We start from the raw sequence: 17,267 nt of genomic DNA on the forward strand, positions 1-17,267 counted from the left end.
CTTGGCAACCTTTTTTATGCTCAATCTATATGTTTTTATACAGCGTAGCCATTCTTCTCCAATAAGCGGGCTGCAATTTGACGTTTTAATCCAATGCTATTGATTGGATCACGACGAGTCAATTTTTTCAGAATAGATAAGCGTAAACGGAGATCATCTCCCTCTTCCATTCCTGCTAATGCTTCCTTCGCCCCTTGCTCAATCCGCTCAAAAGCTTCATGCACAAACACCGTTGTCATGTTTAGCTTGTGCTGTTCTTTGTCTGCTCCATTCTTTGCTATCGCTTTTTCAGTGCGTTTCACGGCACTATCCATAGCATACAGCTCGATTAGCATGTCGGCCGCAATCGCTAGTAGTTCTTGTTCTTGATCCAATTGCTTTTGGTACTTCATCAAAGCCGAACCTGCAACCATTAAAATGATTTTACGCGTCATATCCAACAGATGCTTTTCAACAGCCAAAGGAGCTTCTTCCAACTCGCTAGGATAGTAGCTCATCAACTCTTCCTGTAAGCTTGACGCTGCCTGCAACAAAGGCAATTCGCCTTTCATCGCTTTTTTAACCAATGTGCCAGGAATCAGTAAGCGATTAATTTCATTGGTACCTTCAAAAATCCGATTAATACGAGAGTCGCGATACATGTTCTCAATTTCGTACTCAGACATAAAGCCATATCCACCATGGATTTGCACGCCTTCATCCACACAGAAATCCAATACCTCTGAGCTGAACACCTTGTTGATGGAGCATTCAATCGCATAGTCAGCAATTGCCTTTGCTACCTCACGACCATCATTTGCTTTTTCTCCCAAGCTTGATAGGGAAGAATCAAACATACCTACCGTACGATATACAGAGCTTTCAGACGCATATACTTTTGCTGCCATCGAAGCTAATTTATTTTGAATAAGCGGGAAGTTAGCAATTGGCGTTTTAAATTGTTTACGCTCTTTTGCATATTCAGTAGCAATATCTAATGCACGTTTTGCAGAACCTACTGTACCAACCGCCAATTTATAACGACCCACGTTCAAAATATTAAATGCAATCACGTGACCTTTGCCCTGCTCACCCAATAGATTTTCGACTGGAACCTGAGCATCCTCAAAAATAACGGTACGAGTAGAAGAACCTTTAATACCCATTTTCTTCTCTTCTGGTCCAAATGATACACCAGGGAAATCACGCTCTACAATAAAGGCTGTGAAATGCTCACCATCGATTTTTGCATAGACCACAAATACATCAGCAAATCCAGCGTTGGTAATCCATTGTTTTTCACCATTTAACAGGTAATGCGTACCATCCTCAGACAGTCGCGCTGTTGCTTTAGCACCTAACGCATCGGAACCAGAACCCGGCTCTGTTAAGCAATAGGCTGCTAGGCGTCGACCCGATGACAGGTCAGGTAAGTACCGACGTTTTTGATCATCGTTACCAAAGTAAACGATTGGCAAGGAACCAATCCCTACATGAGCACCGTGGCTTAGTCCAAAGCTACGTGCACGTGCCATTTTTTCCGTAATTAACGCGGAACTCATTTTATCAAGCCCAAGTCCCTCATATTCTTCAGGAACATCTGCACCTAATAGCCCTAATTCTCCTGCTTCTTTTAACAGGCGAACAGAATGGTCAAAATGATGATGTTCAATCTCTTCCAAATGAGGCAACACCTCATTAATGACGAATTCTTCTGTAGTTTTTGCAATCATTTTCTGTTCTTCTGTATAATCCTCTGGAGTAAATACATCTTCTGCTAAACCTGTCTCGATCAAAAAGCTTCCACCGCGTACAATTTCTTTTACATCTGCCATGTCAATTTCTCCTTTCCATATTTAACAAGCATGATTCATGCTTTCATCTTTTTTACTTACAGAATCTCAAACACCCCAGCTGCTCCCATACCGCCACCGATGCACATTGTTACAACACCGTATTTTGACTGACGTCGTTTCATCTCATTGAGTAGAGATACCGTTAATTTGGCACCTGTGCATCCCAAAGGATGTCCTAATGCGACTGCACCACCATTAACGTTCACCTTCTCAGCATCAATGCCTAGCTCACGAATAACGGCTAAAGATTGCGAGGCAAATGCTTCGTTTAACTCAAACAAATCTACATCTTGGATGCTAAGTCCAGCCTGCTTCAGGGCTTTTGGAACAGCAACAACCGGGCCAATTCCCATCACATCAGGATCAACACCACCTACCGCAAAGGAGTGAAATCTAGCGATTGGCTTAATACCCAATTCATCTGCTTTTTCTCTAGACATCACTAGAACGGCGGCAGCCCCATCGCTAGTTTGGGATGAGTTACCCGCTGTAACGCTACCTTTTACATGAAAGGCTGGTCGTAATTTTCCTAAGGTTTCAACATTTGTATCAGTACGTACACCTTCGTCCGTATCAAATACAAATTCTTTCTCATGACGCTTACCGTTGTCATCTACATATACCTGCTTCACTGGTACTGGGACGATCTCATCTTTAAACTTACCAGCCGCAATAGCAGCAGCCGCACGCTGATGGCTTCTTACCGCGAATTGATCCTGATCCTCACGGCTAATGCCATAACGCTGAGCTACTCTCTCTGCCGTATGTCCCATGCCCATGTAGGCTTCTGGCATCGTGTCTACCAAAGTTGGGTTCAAAGCTACCTTATTACCAACCATCGGTACAAGACTCATGCTTTCTACACCACCTGCAATGATGACATCAGCACCACCGCACATGATTTGTTGAGCTGCATAAGCGATACTTTGTAAACCAGATGAACAAAAACGGTTTATCGTAATCCCTGATACATTGGTCGGCAGTCCAGCACGAAGACCGATTAAACGAGCCATGTTGGTTCCTTGTTCCGCTTCTGGCACTGCATTCCCAATAATAATATCCTCAATCAACGCCGGGTCCAGATTCGGAACACGGCGAAGCAAATCCTCTACGACATATGCGCCCAGATCAACTGGATGAACATCCTTTAATGAGCCGCGCTTTGACTTACCTACAGCCGTACGTGCTCCTGCCACGATGACTACTTCTCTCATGCTTTCTCCTCCTTCTTTTCCGACGCTTGTTTAGTTACGCAACGGTTTTCCCTTAGCAAGCATATGTTGCATGCGCTGTTGTGTCTTTTGTGTTTTGATTAATTCAAGGAAGCCCTGGCGCTCAAGTTCAAGAATATACGTTTCGTTAACCTGCGTACCTGCTGGGACATCTCCCCCAGACATGATCCGAGCAATTTTCGTTGCAATTAATTCGTCGTGCTCACTGATCATGCCACTTTCACGCAATCCATAAATGTTTTGACGTAATGAGGCATATCCTGTCGTTCCGATAGCTGGAATCTTGCGTTCAACAGGAGCTGTATATCCTCGTTTATCAAGCTCTAGTACTGCTTGTTTAGCATCATATAATAGATGATCCTGATTTATAGAAACACGATCGGTTGGACGCATATAACCTAATTTAATGGCTTCCTTACCGCTAGTGGATACCTTAGCCATGGCAATTGTCTCAAATGCACGTGCCACAAATGGGAAAGCATCGACAGGAGTAGGAGTTCCACTCGGAATGTTTTCCATCGCCCTAAATAACATTTCTTTTGTACCACAAGCTCCAGGCAATACCCCAACACCTACTTCAACAAAGCCAAGATAGGTTTCCGCCGCTAATTGCACCTGGTCAGCCATATAACAAATCTCTACTCCGCCACCAAGCGTCATTCCGAACGGCGCGGCTACTACAGGACGAGGCATTGTACGTATTCGGTTAACGGTGTTGTGGAATTTCTTAGCCAGCATATCTAGCTCAAACCAGTTTTCATCTTGTGCTTCCATTAAAGCCATCGCTAAGTTTAGGCCAACACAAAAGTTCTTGCCTTGGTTTCCGATAACCATGCCGGTAAAGTTTTTCTCTACCTCATCTGCTGCCTTGTTGAACATTTGTAAAATATCCACACCAAGTGCATTATGCGGCGTAGTAAATTCAAAGCAAGCTACTCCATCACCTAGATCAATTAAGGACGCACCTGCATTTTTGACAATCACTTTGCCCTGTTCTTTTAGAGCAGCTAGATTAATGATTTCTTTTTTCTCTTCTAACTCCCTAAAGGCCCCGCCAATATGGAAAGCCGTTACCTTGCCTTCAGTTTGTTCATAGAAGGAGGTTTTGCCACTAGCTAGTAGCTCCTCTACCAACGCTGGAATCGTTTCGCCCTCTTCTCTCATACGAGCCACTGATTTCTCAAGACCTATGGCATCCCATGTTTCAAAGGGACCTAGTTCCCAACCAAAACCCCATCTCATTGCTTTATCTACCGAAACAATGTCATCAGCAATCTCTGGTACTTTTGCTGCGGCATACAGCATCGTCTTTTTCAATACGTTCCATAAAAATTCGCTACCTTTATCTTTTCCATACACGATCGCCTGTAATTTCTGTGGCAATGTTTTCGCTTGTTTAGCAGCTTCCAGTGAAGCAAACTTCGCTTTTACCCTTGGCTTATATTCCAACGTATTCGTATCTAAAACTACTATCTCTTTTCCTGCTGCCGTTTTTTCTTGCTTAAAGAAGCCTTGACCAGTTTTTTGACCTAACCAGCGATTTTCCACCATCTTGGTAAGTAGCTCTGGAATTTCAAACATGGCTTTTTCGGCTTCATCCGTTGCTTTATCACGAACATTTTTTGCAACGTGCACATACGTATCCAGACCTACCACATCCAAGGTCCGGAACGTTGCACTTTTTGGACGACCAATTACTGGACCTGTAAGAGCATCTACTTCGTCTGCTCCTAATTCGAGACGTAGCATTTCCTGAATGGACACTTGTAGACCATATGTACCAACGCGGTTGGCAATAAAATTCGGTGTATCCTTACAAAGAACAGTTCCTTTTCCGAGTACAAATTCTCCAAAATGCATCATAAATTCAACTAAGGCTGGATCAGTATGCTCACCTGGAATGATTTCTAAGAGCTTTAAATAGCGAGGCGGATTAAAAAAGTGCGTTCCCAGGAAGGATTTTTTGAATTCTTCTGAACAATCCTGAGACATTTCATTGATGGAAACACCCGAAGTATTAGAGGACAAAATCGCGCCTGGTTTACGATAAGCTTCTATTTTAGCAAATACCTGCTTTTTCACGTCTACATTCTCGACAACAACCTCAATGATCCAATCCACTTCTTTTAGTTTGTCTAGATCATCCTCCAAATTGCCTACTGTGATGAGGGAGATGGAATCTTTATCATACAGAGGCGCTGGCTTTTCCTTTAGCAGTCGATCACGACCTGCTTGTGCAATACGATTACGAACAGCTGGGTTATCCAGCGTCAATCCCTTCTTGCTTTCATCCTCCGTCAATTCACGCGGTACGATATCCAGTAAATAAGTAGGGATACCTACGTTAGCCAAATGGGCAGCAATACCAGCTCCCATGACCCCTGATCCCAAGACCGCAGCTTTGTTAATTTTGCGTTCCATGAAGTCTCCTCCTTCATATGCCTGTATCATTGGCTTTGATTTTAGCAGGTAGGCAGATTTGGTGTCGTTTTTACATTTGAATGAATGCTCATTCATTATCTGCCTATAAAAACATTCCACAAAAATCGTCTTATTTTTTCGATTCTGTGGAATGTTGACATTTGCTACCAATTAAGTAATTGTTCAGCTTCATTGTAAACCAAATAACCATACCTTGCAATCCTATTTTCTGAATTTGACCACTATTTGATTAAATTCTATAACCCTGTAAAGGATTCATCGCGTAGCATCGTTAATTCGCCCATAAAGAAAGCTAACTCATCTGTTTCTTCCAGCTTGCCAGCTTCTTGAAGCAATTCAAAACGACGAAGCATAATATTCGCGAAATCTTGAATTTGAACAGGTGTCGCATCAGGGTCTACAGTGTCATGAATATTAATGCTTTCTACCCCTTCATAATGGGTAATTATACGAAAATCACCAAGCTCACCTAGATATTCCGTTGAATTATATTTAGATTTCTCCAGTTTCATAATCATACTCATAATATCAGCGGCTTGGGAGCTATGAAAAGCAACTTGGAAAAAGTCACGACCCTTACCATCTTTTGTTTTTACAAGCAGTACGTCATACGTCATTAATTTTCTTTGTTTATTTCCAAATCCGAACATGCGTTATTACCACCTCAAATAACGGGGGCTCCCCCCTATTTTCAATGCTTATCCCTTTTATGATAGTGGGAAAACAGTCAACAAACAACCCCTCGTCGTTCTTTTTTCCGTTTTCTCGCTTGAATATTGTCTTATCATAACCATCTCTTTCTTACTCCATGCTTTTTGTTAGTAAAATCTAACGGGTTTGAAATCGACTTTCTACTCAAAAGCTAGCAGAAAAGGAGAAAATGGTGAGGTGATTGGTTATGCACAAAAAGTGGGTTATTCCGTTGATAGTAGCTCTAATTGTAGCAGGGACAACGGGATGTAAAGGTGGTAAACCACCAGAGCAATCAAAGAATACCAGTGAAAAAGAACAGAGTCAAAAGGCAGAGAAAAGCGTTAAATCACAAAGTACTGCCAATAAACACAAGGGAAATTCCGCTACATCTGATGGAAAATTAGGCCACATAAAAATAGCCGACACAAAAAAGGAACACTCTAAATGGCAAACGACAGCAATGGCTCATATGGAAACAAATCTCAATGATGTGTCGGTTTTCTTACAAAAAGCCGAACAGGTAATCATTGACCTAGAATATTTCGCTGCCACCCTTCCTGATGGCAAAGAAATGAAAGAAGATGGACTCATTTATCGGCAATTGCCAAAACCTTATAATACTAGGGATGGAATTCTTGCTTTCTTTCAGCAGTATTGGAGTAGACCATTGGCAGTTACTTTATACGATCATTTAGATACGAAAATCGTTGATGGAAATGTGTATCTTTCTACTTCTACAAGGCGCTATCCTGTATTTATCACTACCCAAAATATGAAAGTCTCCGTTGAAAATAATGGATTAATTGTAGAAGTGACAGGGATTTCACCTACTACTGTATCCTCTCGCTCGCTTGTCCGTTATCACTTGGGGCGGGATCATGAATCCAAACGGTACGAAATAACAAAACGCTCTGGTATATATGGACAGGAAAATTTCCAGTAACGTCCCTTGACATTTTCCTGTCCTCCCCATCATAATGATGTAAATAATCATACTTCATCGCTTTGAAGGGAAATAGTAAAGCCCCCTTTCTGCTCCAGAGAACGTGATCCATTGGCTGGAAGATCGCGTGCATGAGACAGCTTGAACCCATCCCAGAGCGGCTAGGGACGACCTAGACAGGATTCTTTCCCCTGTTATCAAGGAAAGCGCTTATAGGCCTATTTATGGCTTTCTTTAAGTGTAAAGATAGATGGCGATCCATGTAAGGTTGGCTCGACATTTAATTAAGGTGGTACCGCGAAAGTAAACCTTTCGTCCTTATGTTTTTCTAAGGATGGAAGGTTTTTTTGTTTGTTAGAGATGAAAAAGGAGAGCAGATCAACATGAATCAGACTGGAAAAATGCGCATTGTGGTGAAAGTAGGAAGCAGTTCCTTAGCAAAGAAACAAGGCGGTTGCGATCAGCAAAAAATGAGTCTCTTGGTAGATGCCATCGCAGCTCTGCGTGGTGAAGGACACGAAGTAGTACTCGTGAGTTCTGGAGCTGTAGCAAGTGGATATTGCCTGCTTGGCTATGAACAACGACCGAGAACTATTGTGGCTAAACAAGCCGCAGCAGCCATCGGACAAAGTATTTTGATGGAGCATTACTCAGCTTTGTTTGCAACCTATCGCTATCATATCGCACAGATTCTGTTGACTCGCAGTGACTTCTCTAATCAGGAACGATACCGTCATGCGTTTCAAACGATGTCACTACTCCTCTCACGGAACATCACTCCTATCATTAATGAGAATGATACTGTCTCCGTTACAGAGTTAACGTTTGGCGATAACGATATGTTAGGTTCATTAGTGGCTGGTATGTTACATGCTGACATCTACATCATTTTAACTGATACAGACGGTATTTATGATAAAGACCCAAGAAATCATCCTGACGCAAAGCGTTTCGACAAGGTCGCTACCATTACAGACGAAATCAAGGCAGTAGCAGGTGGTTCTGGTTCATCTCTTGGTACCGGGGGAATGCAGTCAAAAGTAATCGCTGCTGAGACTGCTTTAAAAGTCGGCACGCGTACATTTATCGGTCGATTATCCTCAAAAGATAGCTTATTACACGTCATCAATGGAATTGGGGAAGGAACCTATATTGGAGATTTTGGTGAAATGGATTCTGACACCGCTTCTCCTCATTCTGCTGAAAAACGTGAGAGTGTTTCTACACAAAAGCAGTGGATTGCCCTACATTCCGCTATCGCTGGTCGCTTGCATGTAGATGCTGGGGCCCAAGAAGCTATCCAGCAACGCAAAAGCAGTCTACTGCCAGCAGGAATTACCAGTGTGGAAGGTGACTTCTCTCAAGGGGATGTTGTTGAAGTTTATGCTCCTGCTGGTTTAATTGGCCGAGGTGTCTGTCGGTATGATAGTGAACTGTTGCGTGAAATCATTAGTGAGCCGCAAAAGGAAAAACCTATTACAGAAGCAATCCATCGAGATCAATGGGTATCGCTACCTCATCTCATCCAAAAATAAGCAGGAAAAAGGAGTGGAAAAAATGAGAGAAGGAAACCAACAAACGAAAGTAACTTCCCAGCAGGTCGTTGACCAAGTTACTAAACAGGCGAAATTAGCTCAACATGCCTCACGAAAATTAGCCCTTTTGACTAGTGAACAAAAGAATGCTGCATTACGCGCTATAAAAGAACAACTTGTAGCTGATCAGGCTTATATTTTAGCTGAAAATAAACATGATGTAGACAAAGCAACAGAAAGCGGACAGCTCAATAGCTTAATTGATCGTCTCAGTCTAACCCCTGAACGTATTACCGCCTTGGCTGATAGCCTAGAGGATTTAGCTGTTCTCACTGATCCAATTGGCGAAACAACTGCTGAGTGGGTACAAAAGGATGGTTTATCTATTCGTTCCGTTCGTGTACCACTAGGGGTAGTTGGTATGATATATGAAGCACGTCCTAATGTTACAGTGGATGCGGCTGCAATCTCACTAAAAACGGGAAATGCAGTAGTACTACGCGGCAGTGCCTCTACCACTCGTTCTAATCTAGCTTTGGTTAAAAGTATTCAAACCGCCCTACAAAATCTAGGGCTACCACATGAAGCTGTCCAGTACCTTGCTACGACCGATCGAGCGGCCGTAGATGTCATGTGCAGCCTCCATGGAATTATCGACGTAATCATCCCCCGTGGAGGAGCATCGCTAATCAATCGTGTTGTGAAAAATTCCATTGTGCCTGTTATTGAGACAGGAGTGGGTAACTGCCATATTTTCATTGATCAAACAGCTGATTATTCCATGGCCCAGGCCATCGTGCAAAATGCTAAGCTAAGTCGTCCTGCTGTATGTAATGCTCTTGAATCTTTACTTATCCATCAGGATTTTGGGCATGATCAATCAACAGCTCTTTTGACCTCCCTTCTTGATGCAGAAGTAGAGCTACGAGCATGCGAACGAACATTTGCTTCCCATCCGGAGTTACGCGATCGTCTTGTCTTAGCTACCGAGCAAGACTGGCATGCTGAATTCCTAGATTCAATCCTAGCTGTTAAAATAGTTACCAATATAGACGAAGCTTTAGAACATATCGCTACCTATGGCACAAAGCACTCAGAATCTATCTTGACCAAGGATCAAACGCAAGCAGAACGCTTCTTGCAAGCTGTAGATGCTGCTGTTGTTTACCATAATGCTTCCACTCGTTTTACAGATGGTGGGGAATTTGGTTTTGGAGCTGAAATTGGAATCAGTACACAAAAATTACATGCTCGTGGTCCCATGGGACTAACAGCTTTAACTTCAATTAAATACCGTGTCTTAGGGAACGGACAAACGCGATAATATTCATTCACGAAAGGAGATCTCTCTCATGAACAATCATCAAGCTAACCAGATATGCCAACAACTACACGTGGGTTTTATGGGAGCAGGTTCCATCGTAGAAGCCATTGTAAAAGGTATCACAGCTAAACATTTACTACCTGCTAGTAGCATCAATGTGACGAATCATTCAGATGATGCCAGGCTCCGTGAGTTGCAAGAGCAGTACGGAGTAATCCCAACTCGTGATTTATCTGCCATGCTTCTACAATCTCAAGTATTATTCTTAGGAATGAAACCAAAAGACGTAGCCACAGCCTGCCAAACCTTACGTGATTACGTAACACCGGATCACTTGATTATCTCGGTCATTGCCGGTGTCCCTACCTCCTCTATTCAAGAATGGCTCGGAGTGGAATGTCCAATCATTCGAGCGATGCCAAACACCTCTTCGGCCGTAGGTTTATCTGCAACTGGAATGGCTGCTGGTAGATATGCATCTGCACACCATCTGGCCATAGCAGAATGTTTATTTCAGTCAATCGGTCAGGTGTGTACAGTCCCTGAACAAGAATTAGATATTATCACTGGTTTATCGGGAAGTGGTCCCGCTTATATTTATTATCTCGTTGAAGCGATGGAAGGTGCTGGACAACAAGCAGGTCTTTCACAGGAGATGTCCCGTGAGCTAACAGTGCAAACCTTGCTCGGTGCTGCGCACATGTTGTTAGCCACCAAAGAAGAACCAGCTGTTCTACGCAAAAGAGTAACTAGCCCCGGTGGAACTACACAAGCAGGGCTAGAGGTATTGCAATCGCATGGTTTTAAACAAGCCATAACAGAAGCGGTTTTACGAGCAACTGAACGTGCACGAGAGCTAGGAGCACCTTATCGGTAAAAGGACGTCTACGGACTTCTATTAGCATTTTCCATATTACTTGTTACTGTTACCTGCTTCCCTCCCTGTACTTGATTAATCCATGCTATACTGAATAAAAAAGTGGAGGAGGGAAGTTTGTGCAAGTATATGCTCTCTATGGCCCTAGTGGTACAGGTAAAAGCACCAGTGCATTAAGTCTCGCCCACTCACGTCACATTGATGCCATCATTGATGATGGGATTCTCATCTACGAGGGTCGTAAGGTTGCAGGCTACTCAGCTAAATACGAAAAAACAAAAATTCGTGCAGTAAAACGCGCTATCTTTCACTTTTCAGATCATGTCGATGAGGTATCGCGCGTTCTGCACAAGCTCCCTATAGAGAAGATTTTAATTCTGGGCACTTCAACACGGATGATCGGAAAGATTGTAAGTGCTCTTGATTTGCCAGAAGTAACGGAATACATACCAATAGAAGCGATCAAGCCTGAAAAAGAGATTGAAGCAGCACGCTATGTTCGCGAAACAATGGGTCAGCACGTAATTCCTATCCCACGCGTAGAAGTAGAAAAAGATTTGTTTAAACGTATTGTCGATTCAGCGTGGCAAATCTTTTCCTCAAAAAAACACGTGGGCGAAACCACAGTTGTTCAACCTTCCTTTTCTCAAGGTCGTATCCAGATTCATGAACAGGTATTGCGTAAATTAGTACAGCAGGCCTGCTATCGAAATAACACTGTCGTGAAAGTTCACAAGGTAGATTACACATTTCAAGCTATGCCTCGCCTGCAAGTTACATTGGCTGTACAGGCAATGCTCGGAGAAGATTTACGTTCTCGGTTAATTGAGTTACAGCATCAATTGCAGGAGGAGTTAGAATACTACTTATTTATTGCTCCAGCCAGCATTGACTTTGAAATTACTACTTTGCAATTCGTCCAAGCTACAAACGACAAGTAAAATAACATACTCCTCTTTTACATGTATGATAATAAAGATGAGGAGTAAATATGTACAGCCCTTTCCTTAAATGCCAGTTGGCTTAGGAAAGGGCTTTTTTGTCTCGTATGAAACCTTCTGTTCAAACAAAAGCTATCTTTGTAAACTGTCTATGATTTGAAAGGAGGCTTTCCCTATGCAAACAATCTCTTCTACATTAGCTAACTCCCAAAATCAACAACTTCCGTTTCCAACTCCGCCTACGATCATTACAGGCAAGGATTTAAGTTATCTAAAGGATGCTATGTCTTGGGAGTTAAACGCTTTTAAGAAGCTCCATTTTTTCGCACAGCAGGTACAGGACCCTCAGATAAAAGACCTGTTGAACAAAACGGGCTACATGCATCAAATGCATTATGAACAACTGCTGACACACCTAACAATCAACAATACAGCCGTCACAGGATCTTTGCCACAAATGCAATAATCTCAAGGAAAGGGAGGGTACATCTCTATGCAAAACAAACAAATAGCTAATCCGCAATCTAAACAACTACCGCAAGTCAAAGGACCTGAAATGAATGATCGTGATTATATCAACGATGCGCTTAGCACCTGCAAATATTTGACTGACAGCCTAAATGATGCCGTACGGGAAGCAAGTCACCAGCAATTACATGAATCCTATTTGCAATTATTAACGGAAACTCATCAATCAGCCCGTGAATTATATAATTGTATGTTCCAAAAAGGCTGGTATAAGCTTGAGGTGGAAGATCAACAAAAGGTAACACAAGCTCACCAGCAATTTAGCGGGTATTCGACTCAATTTCCATATAATCATTAATCAACAACGAAAAGCTTATCGTAGACTTTTTAAGACACGTAAAAAAGAATGGGTAACAGTCGTAAATCATTTGACTCGCTATCCATTCCTTTTTACTTTTTTACGACCACTGAGGAAGCCTTGACTTACAATGGCTTTTCAACCTGTTGGCTATTTATCTGTTCCCGAGCCTTCTTTCTTGCGATTTTCCTTTGCTTGCCAATTGCAAGAACCGTATACAGGGATGGGACCACAATCAGCGTTAGTAGCATGGAGAACAATAGTCCAGAAATGATGGTAATAGCGAGCGGTTTGAACATCACACTGCCCGTAATCGCCATTGGTGTAAGGCCTGCTATCGCTGCCAGAGTTGTTAACAGGATCGGTCTCAATCGGGCTTTACCAGCTCCAATAACCGCTTCCTTCAGTTCAACACCAGTATGTCTTGCCTCCTCGATAAACTCAATCAATACAATCCCATTTCGCACAACAATCCCAGACAAGGAGATAAAGCCCGCCACTGTCATAAATCCGATTGGTGTTCTTGTGATGAATAACCCGATTAAGCTACCAGAAATCGCCAGATAAACCGTACTCATGACCAAAATAGGAATGGATAACGAATTAAACTGTATGACAATCAAGAGAAAAATGAGGAAAACCGCTACAACCGCCAGCATTCCTAAATCAAGTAAAATATCGGTTTCCTCTTCTGTTTCACCAGTTACATTCCATGCATACTCAGCTGGTAATTCTAGCCTCTCCATCTTCTCTTTCAATTCTCTCATCACATCATTGGCCGTCCGATCCCCTACATCACTCGTAATTGTAACACTGCGTGACAAATTGTAGCGGGGTATATTCTGTAGTGATAAGGATGGCTTCATTTCGGCTATCTGAGCAACAGGAATGAGCTGACCCTGAACGTTTGGAACCGTGAGCTGCTCAAAGACTTGCTGAGTTGTCATTCCCGATTGATCCGCAAGCAGAGTGATATCAACCAAATTTTTTCCATTATCAAATTGCCCCATAGGAATTCCTTGGCTAATCAGACGTAATGTCCTCGTCAAGTCAGCTTCACTGATCAACTTCTTATCCATATTTCCCTGATTCACATTGAATTGTAGGGAATATTGCTCGTTACCCAGAGTATCGTTTATATTATAAGTTCCCCTCGTCTCGGCAATCAGTTGTTTTATTTGCTCCGAAATGGCATATAGCTGATGCAAATCGTCTCCATACACCCGAATGGCTACCGGACTTCCTGTATACATCGCTGCCTTTACACTATAGGGAATAATATTTGCTTCTGGGTACATCTGTTTAAACTGTGCCATCCACGGCTTCAGGACTTTTCTTGAATCCATCTGCTTATTATCAAATGTAATTACCAATTGTGCCATATTTTCTCCTGATCCGACAGGTGGTGCACTCGGAATCATCTGTGGCCCATTCCCACCTACGAAAGCAGAGACCTTTTCAATATGCGGCTGCTGCTGAATCCACTCTGTAACGCTCTGAACAATTCGATCTGTTTCCTGCAAATTACTGCCAACAGGCGTGCTAATGTTGACAATCATCTGTGGTCTGTCGTCATCAGGAAAAAGCTGAACGGGTATAAATGTAATCAATCCATAAAACACGGTTGCTATCAATACCCCAATTACTCCTGTTTTTAATGGATTCTTCAGCATAATCGGCATTACGCGATCCCCATACCAATGAATCAAGGAATTGATTTGTTTTCCTAATAGACCGGCTGGCTTCTGATAGTTTGTCTGTTTTTTGTTCCGCCTCTCGTTCCATTCTCTAAAAATAGGAACTATCGTAAGTGACATGAGCATTGAGGCCAGCATCGAGAAGATGATGATGACCGGAACGGGAAAGATGAAATGCCCCGCATCTCCAGGAAGAAAAATGATCGGCCCAAACGCCGAAACCGTAGCAAGAGTAGCTGTGATAATTGAAACGGAGACCTCTTTGGTTCCAAATATAGCAGCCGTATACGGGTCTTCCCCCAGTATAGAAAGCCTTCTCTCGATATTGTCATTCACTACGACTGCGTCATCCACAAGAATACCAAGTACAATGATGAGCCCGAAGATCGTCATCTGGTTGAGTGTAATTCCAAAGAAAGGCAGGACAGCCATTCCTGCTGATAATGAGATCGGAATCGCCAACGCTACCATCATGGACGTCGTCAGGTTCAAACCTAGCCTGCATATGAAAAGAACGGCCACAATAGCAATCAGCATCTCGTGAAAAAGTCCAGAGAAAAGCTCATCAATTCGATCCACCTGGGAAAAGACAGGCTCTTTTTTTGCCCACGAAGGAAGATTCTTTTCTAACGTTTCTAGCTTTTGATCAATGGCTTTCTGAACCCTAGGAACATCGCTTCCCAATTCGCCATTTATGCTGACCGTCACAGCAGGCTTGCCGTTATAATAGGTTCGGTATTCAAGTCTTTTGGTACTATCTGAAATCGTCGCGATATCCTGAAGATAAACAGGCACTCCGTCTGTTGTACGGGTCACAATTACTTTTTTGAATGTGTCAGCATTGTAGCTAACAGGCATTGTAAGCTGATATTTACGGGTGTCAATGTTAACATCCCCAAGTGGCGTCGTTTCGTTTTTCGTTCGAACAGCATTCATGACTTGTGTCCAGGAAATTTTGTATTGTTGCAATCTTTGGGCATTTATATGTATTTTTAGTTCCTGTTTTGGCAAGCCGAGTATAGAGACGTCTGAAACACCAGGTATGGTACGAAGCTGATCCTTCCAAAGATCAAGTGTATCGCGTAGCTGAAGAATTTCTTCAAATGATTCAGTCGTAATTTGAAAAGTCTGTATAAACGTACGACTCATGTCATCATTAATGATTGGTTGCTCTGCTTCCTCCGGTAAATCAGTCTCAGCATCCTTCACTTTTTTCCGCAGCTCTTCAAATACCTTTTTCGGTTCGACTTTACTCTCTGACCTAACGGTAATAAGGGATATCCCAGAACGGGATTCGGAACTAATTGATTTGATGCCTTGAACCTCATTGATCTTTTCTTCCAATTTCTTTGTTACGGTTTGTTCCATTTTTTCTGGAGTTGCCCCCGGATAAATGGTTGTGACCGTAGCCATACTGACAATGGTGTCTGGTTGTTCCTGCTTAGGAAGTGAACGGGAAATGAATATCCCAATTAGCACCACCATCGTAAAGAATACAAGCGTTATTTTTCGCTTTTTGATGAAATACTCAATCATGCTGTTTGCCCCCTCCCACGGCAACAATGTCACCATCGAGCAATCGGTCAGCACCTTTCGTAATCAACATATCTCCTGCTTGTAGCCCGGATGTAATTTCCAGAAAGTTATCAACGTATTGGCCAAGGGTTACAGGTGTCTTCCTTGCTTTCCCATCTTTTATCACATAGACAAAAGGACCAGACCCTCGGCTAAAGACAGCTTCTACCTGCACAAAAATTCCTTCTTTTTGTGACAAGGCCCTCTTCGCACTCACTACTTGTCCGGGAAACCAGTCATGCTTTGCATTATCAATCATAACTTCTACGCTGATCGTACCTGTCTGCTCATTGGTGGCTGGATAGACTTTTGAGACCTTTCCTGTACGTTTTTGCTCATACAGTGTAAATTCGACTGTATCTCCTACATTCCAGGCGGATATATCCCTGTCAGGTACGGGTAAAACTGTTTTTAGTTGGTTAATGTTACCGATACGGTAAATAGGAACGCCCGGACTCGCCAGTTGTCCCACATCCACTAGTTTTGATAGTACTGTTCCAGTAATCGGAGCTTTTATTTGTGTTTTTGCTAGAGTGGCTACGGCCTGATTTCGACCAACAACAGCGCCCTGATAGCTCGCTTGAGTCGAGCTTATATCTTCCGTCCGGGCCCCTGCCACTACAAGCGAGTAGGATTGCTGAGCTGAGGCAAAGTCTTTTTTAGCAAGTTCAAGTGCGTTTTTGACATTTTCAAGCTCAGTTTGAGGGAGCGCACCACTCTTATAAAGTTGCTCCATGCGTATGTAATCTTTTTGTGCCTTTTCCAGCAGAATTTTCTTTGCATCAGCCGCTACTTTTGCTTGCTGAACCTCTTGTTCTCTGAAGCCGTTTTTTACTTTAGCCAAATTAGCATTCGCACCATATACATTAGCCTCGGCCAAAGCTAGCTGGAGAGAGTAATCTGTGGAATCAAGCTGGGCCAAGATATCCCCTTTTTTTACTTGATCTCCCTCTTTGTAGAGTAAAGACTTGATCTCTCCTGCTACTTCGAAAGATAACGTTGTTTCTTCCTTGGGAGCAAGCGTCCCCGAAAGCTCACTTATCTCTTTAAATGTTTTCGCTTTAATTGCCTCTGCTACAACTATTTTCGCCTCCTGCGGTTGAACAGTTGCTTCCTTATCTTTACTGCATGCCGTCATCACGATCATCGAGAGGGAGAGTATGAGTAGAATCCAAAACCTTTTTTGTACGGTAGTATTCATGTTCTTATCACTCCTATATTATAAATCTGTTAGATTGTGAAAACTGACTATCGGAATGAACTTTCATTCCATTTGATAAAGGGGGTCTGAATTAATGAATTCTGACCGCATCCCAGCATGCTTCTTGCACACCTGCAATTAATTCT

13 protein-coding genes are annotated in these 17,267 nt (G+C 42.7%); 7 read left to right on the plus strand and 6 right to left on the minus strand.

Features of this window, described 5'->3' with window-relative positions; translation table 11 throughout:
• Nucleotides 1-35: 35 nt before the first annotated feature.
• The 4 genes from BrL25_RS07550 to BrL25_RS07565 all read right to left on the minus strand — a co-directional run bounded on the left by BrL25_RS07550 (nucleotide 36) and on the right by BrL25_RS07565 (nucleotide 6,159).
• Nucleotides 36-1,814 (minus strand): acyl-CoA dehydrogenase FadE, encoded by a 1,779-nt coding sequence (locus tag BrL25_RS07550; RefSeq protein WP_018670358.1) that lies wholly within the window; start codon nucleotides 1,812-1,814, stop codon nucleotides 36-38.
• A gap of 56 nt (nucleotides 1,815-1,870) precedes the next feature.
• Nucleotides 1,871-3,049 carry an acetyl-CoA C-acetyltransferase gene (locus BrL25_RS07555; protein WP_018670357.1) on the minus strand — a complete coding sequence of 393 codons (1,179 nt, stop codon included), beginning with the start codon at nucleotides 3,047-3,049 and terminating at the stop codon, nucleotides 1,871-1,873.
• Between the two features lie 30 nt (nucleotides 3,050-3,079).
• Nucleotides 3,080-5,488 carry a 3-hydroxyacyl-CoA dehydrogenase/enoyl-CoA hydratase family protein gene (locus BrL25_RS07560; protein WP_018670356.1) on the minus strand — a complete coding sequence of 803 codons (2,409 nt, stop codon included), beginning with the start codon at nucleotides 5,486-5,488 and terminating at the stop codon, nucleotides 3,080-3,082.
• Nucleotides 5,489-5,745: 257 nt separating this feature from the next.
• Nucleotides 5,746-6,159, minus strand: coding sequence for a hypothetical protein (locus tag BrL25_RS07565; RefSeq protein WP_018670355.1), 414 nt, complete (start codon nucleotides 6,157-6,159; stop codon nucleotides 5,746-5,748).
• A gap of 248 nt (nucleotides 6,160-6,407) precedes the next feature.
• On the opposite strand from BrL25_RS07565, the gene BrL25_RS07570 reads away from it, so the two are divergent.
• From BrL25_RS07570 to BrL25_RS07600, 7 genes are all read left to right on the plus strand, one after another.
• Nucleotides 6,408-7,145 (plus strand): hypothetical protein, encoded by a 738-nt coding sequence (locus BrL25_RS07570; RefSeq protein WP_018670354.1) that lies wholly within the window; start codon nucleotides 6,408-6,410, stop codon nucleotides 7,143-7,145.
• A 383-nt stretch (nucleotides 7,146-7,528) separates the two neighbouring features.
• Nucleotides 7,529-8,680, plus strand: a complete 1,152-nt coding sequence (gene proB / locus BrL25_RS07575; protein ID WP_035311883.1) for a glutamate 5-kinase — start codon at nucleotides 7,529-7,531, stop codon at nucleotides 8,678-8,680.
• A gap of 22 nt (nucleotides 8,681-8,702) precedes the next feature.
• On the plus strand, nucleotides 8,703-10,004 hold the full coding sequence (locus BrL25_RS07580; RefSeq protein ID WP_018670352.1) for a glutamate-5-semialdehyde dehydrogenase: 1,302 nt from the start codon (nucleotides 8,703-8,705) through the stop codon (nucleotides 10,002-10,004).
• Between the two features lie 28 nt (nucleotides 10,005-10,032).
• Nucleotides 10,033-10,881: a pyrroline-5-carboxylate reductase gene (gene proC, locus BrL25_RS07585; RefSeq protein WP_018670351.1), complete on the plus strand. Its 849-nt coding sequence runs from the start codon at nucleotides 10,033-10,035 to the stop codon at nucleotides 10,879-10,881.
• Between the two features lie 119 nt (nucleotides 10,882-11,000).
• Nucleotides 11,001-11,822, plus strand: coding sequence for a nucleoside/nucleotide kinase family protein (locus BrL25_RS07590; RefSeq protein WP_018670350.1), 822 nt, complete (start codon nucleotides 11,001-11,003; stop codon nucleotides 11,820-11,822).
• 175 nt (nucleotides 11,823-11,997) lie between these two features.
• Entirely contained in the window at nucleotides 11,998-12,288 is a 291-nt protein-coding gene (locus tag BrL25_RS07595; RefSeq protein WP_018670349.1) for a hypothetical protein, read from the plus strand.
• 27 nt (nucleotides 12,289-12,315) lie between these two features.
• Complete coding sequence (locus BrL25_RS07600; RefSeq protein WP_018670348.1) at nucleotides 12,316-12,648, plus strand: spore coat protein; 333 nt, start codon at nucleotides 12,316-12,318, stop codon at nucleotides 12,646-12,648.
• Between the two features lie 125 nt (nucleotides 12,649-12,773).
• Here the strand turns inward: BrL25_RS07600 and BrL25_RS07605 are convergent, their stop codons facing one another.
• Together BrL25_RS07605 and BrL25_RS07610 are read right to left on the minus strand one after the other, a co-directional pair.
• The gene (locus BrL25_RS07605; protein WP_018670347.1) at nucleotides 12,774-15,881 is read right to left on the minus strand and encodes an efflux RND transporter permease subunit; all 3,108 of its coding nucleotides are present in this window, start codon (nucleotides 15,879-15,881) and stop codon (nucleotides 12,774-12,776) included.
• On the minus strand, nucleotides 15,874-17,121 hold the full coding sequence (locus BrL25_RS07610) for an efflux RND transporter periplasmic adaptor subunit (RefSeq protein ID WP_018670346.1): 1,248 nt from the start codon (nucleotides 17,119-17,121) through the stop codon (nucleotides 15,874-15,876). The genes BrL25_RS07605 and BrL25_RS07610 overlap by 8 nt, the downstream gene beginning before the upstream one ends.
• Between the last annotated feature and the right edge of the window lie 146 nt (nucleotides 17,122-17,267).

The organism is Brevibacillus laterosporus DSM 25, assembly GCF_002706795.1.
Lineage (GTDB): Bacteria > Bacillota > Bacilli > Brevibacillales > Brevibacillaceae > Brevibacillus_B > Brevibacillus_B laterosporus.

Bases quoted from the DNA above. Each gene is read 5' to 3' on its own strand.
- BrL25_RS07550 (WP_018670358.1), bottom strand. From the start codon at position 1,814: ATGGCAGATGTAAAAGAAATTGTACGCGGTGGAAGCTTTTTGATCGAG.
- BrL25_RS07555 (WP_018670357.1), bottom strand. From the start codon at position 3,049: ATGAGAGAAGTAGTCATCGTGGCAGGAGCACGTACGGCTGTAGGTAAG.
- BrL25_RS07560 (WP_018670356.1), bottom strand. From the start codon at position 5,488: ATGGAACGCAAAATTAACAAAGCTGCGGTCTTGGGATCAGGGGTCATG.
- BrL25_RS07565 (WP_018670355.1), bottom strand. From the start codon at position 6,159: ATGTTCGGATTTGGAAATAAACAAAGAAAATTAATGACGTATGACGTA.
- BrL25_RS07570 (WP_018670354.1), top strand. From the start codon at position 6,408: ATGCACAAAAAGTGGGTTATTCCGTTGATAGTAGCTCTAATTGTAGCA.
- proB (WP_035311883.1), top strand. From the start codon at position 7,529: ATGAATCAGACTGGAAAAATGCGCATTGTGGTGAAAGTAGGAAGCAGT.
- BrL25_RS07580 (WP_018670352.1), top strand. From the start codon at position 8,703: ATGAGAGAAGGAAACCAACAAACGAAAGTAACTTCCCAGCAGGTCGTT.
- proC (WP_018670351.1), top strand. From the start codon at position 10,033: ATGAACAATCATCAAGCTAACCAGATATGCCAACAACTACACGTGGGT.
- BrL25_RS07595 (WP_018670349.1), top strand. From the start codon at position 11,998: ATGCAAACAATCTCTTCTACATTAGCTAACTCCCAAAATCAACAACTT.
- BrL25_RS07600 (WP_018670348.1), top strand. From the start codon at position 12,316: ATGCAAAACAAACAAATAGCTAATCCGCAATCTAAACAACTACCGCAA.
- BrL25_RS07605 (WP_018670347.1), bottom strand. From the start codon at position 15,881: ATGATTGAGTATTTCATCAAAAAGCGAAAAATAACGCTTGTATTCTTT.
- BrL25_RS07610 (WP_018670346.1), bottom strand. From the start codon at position 17,121: ATGAATACTACCGTACAAAAAAGGTTTTGGATTCTACTCATACTCTCC.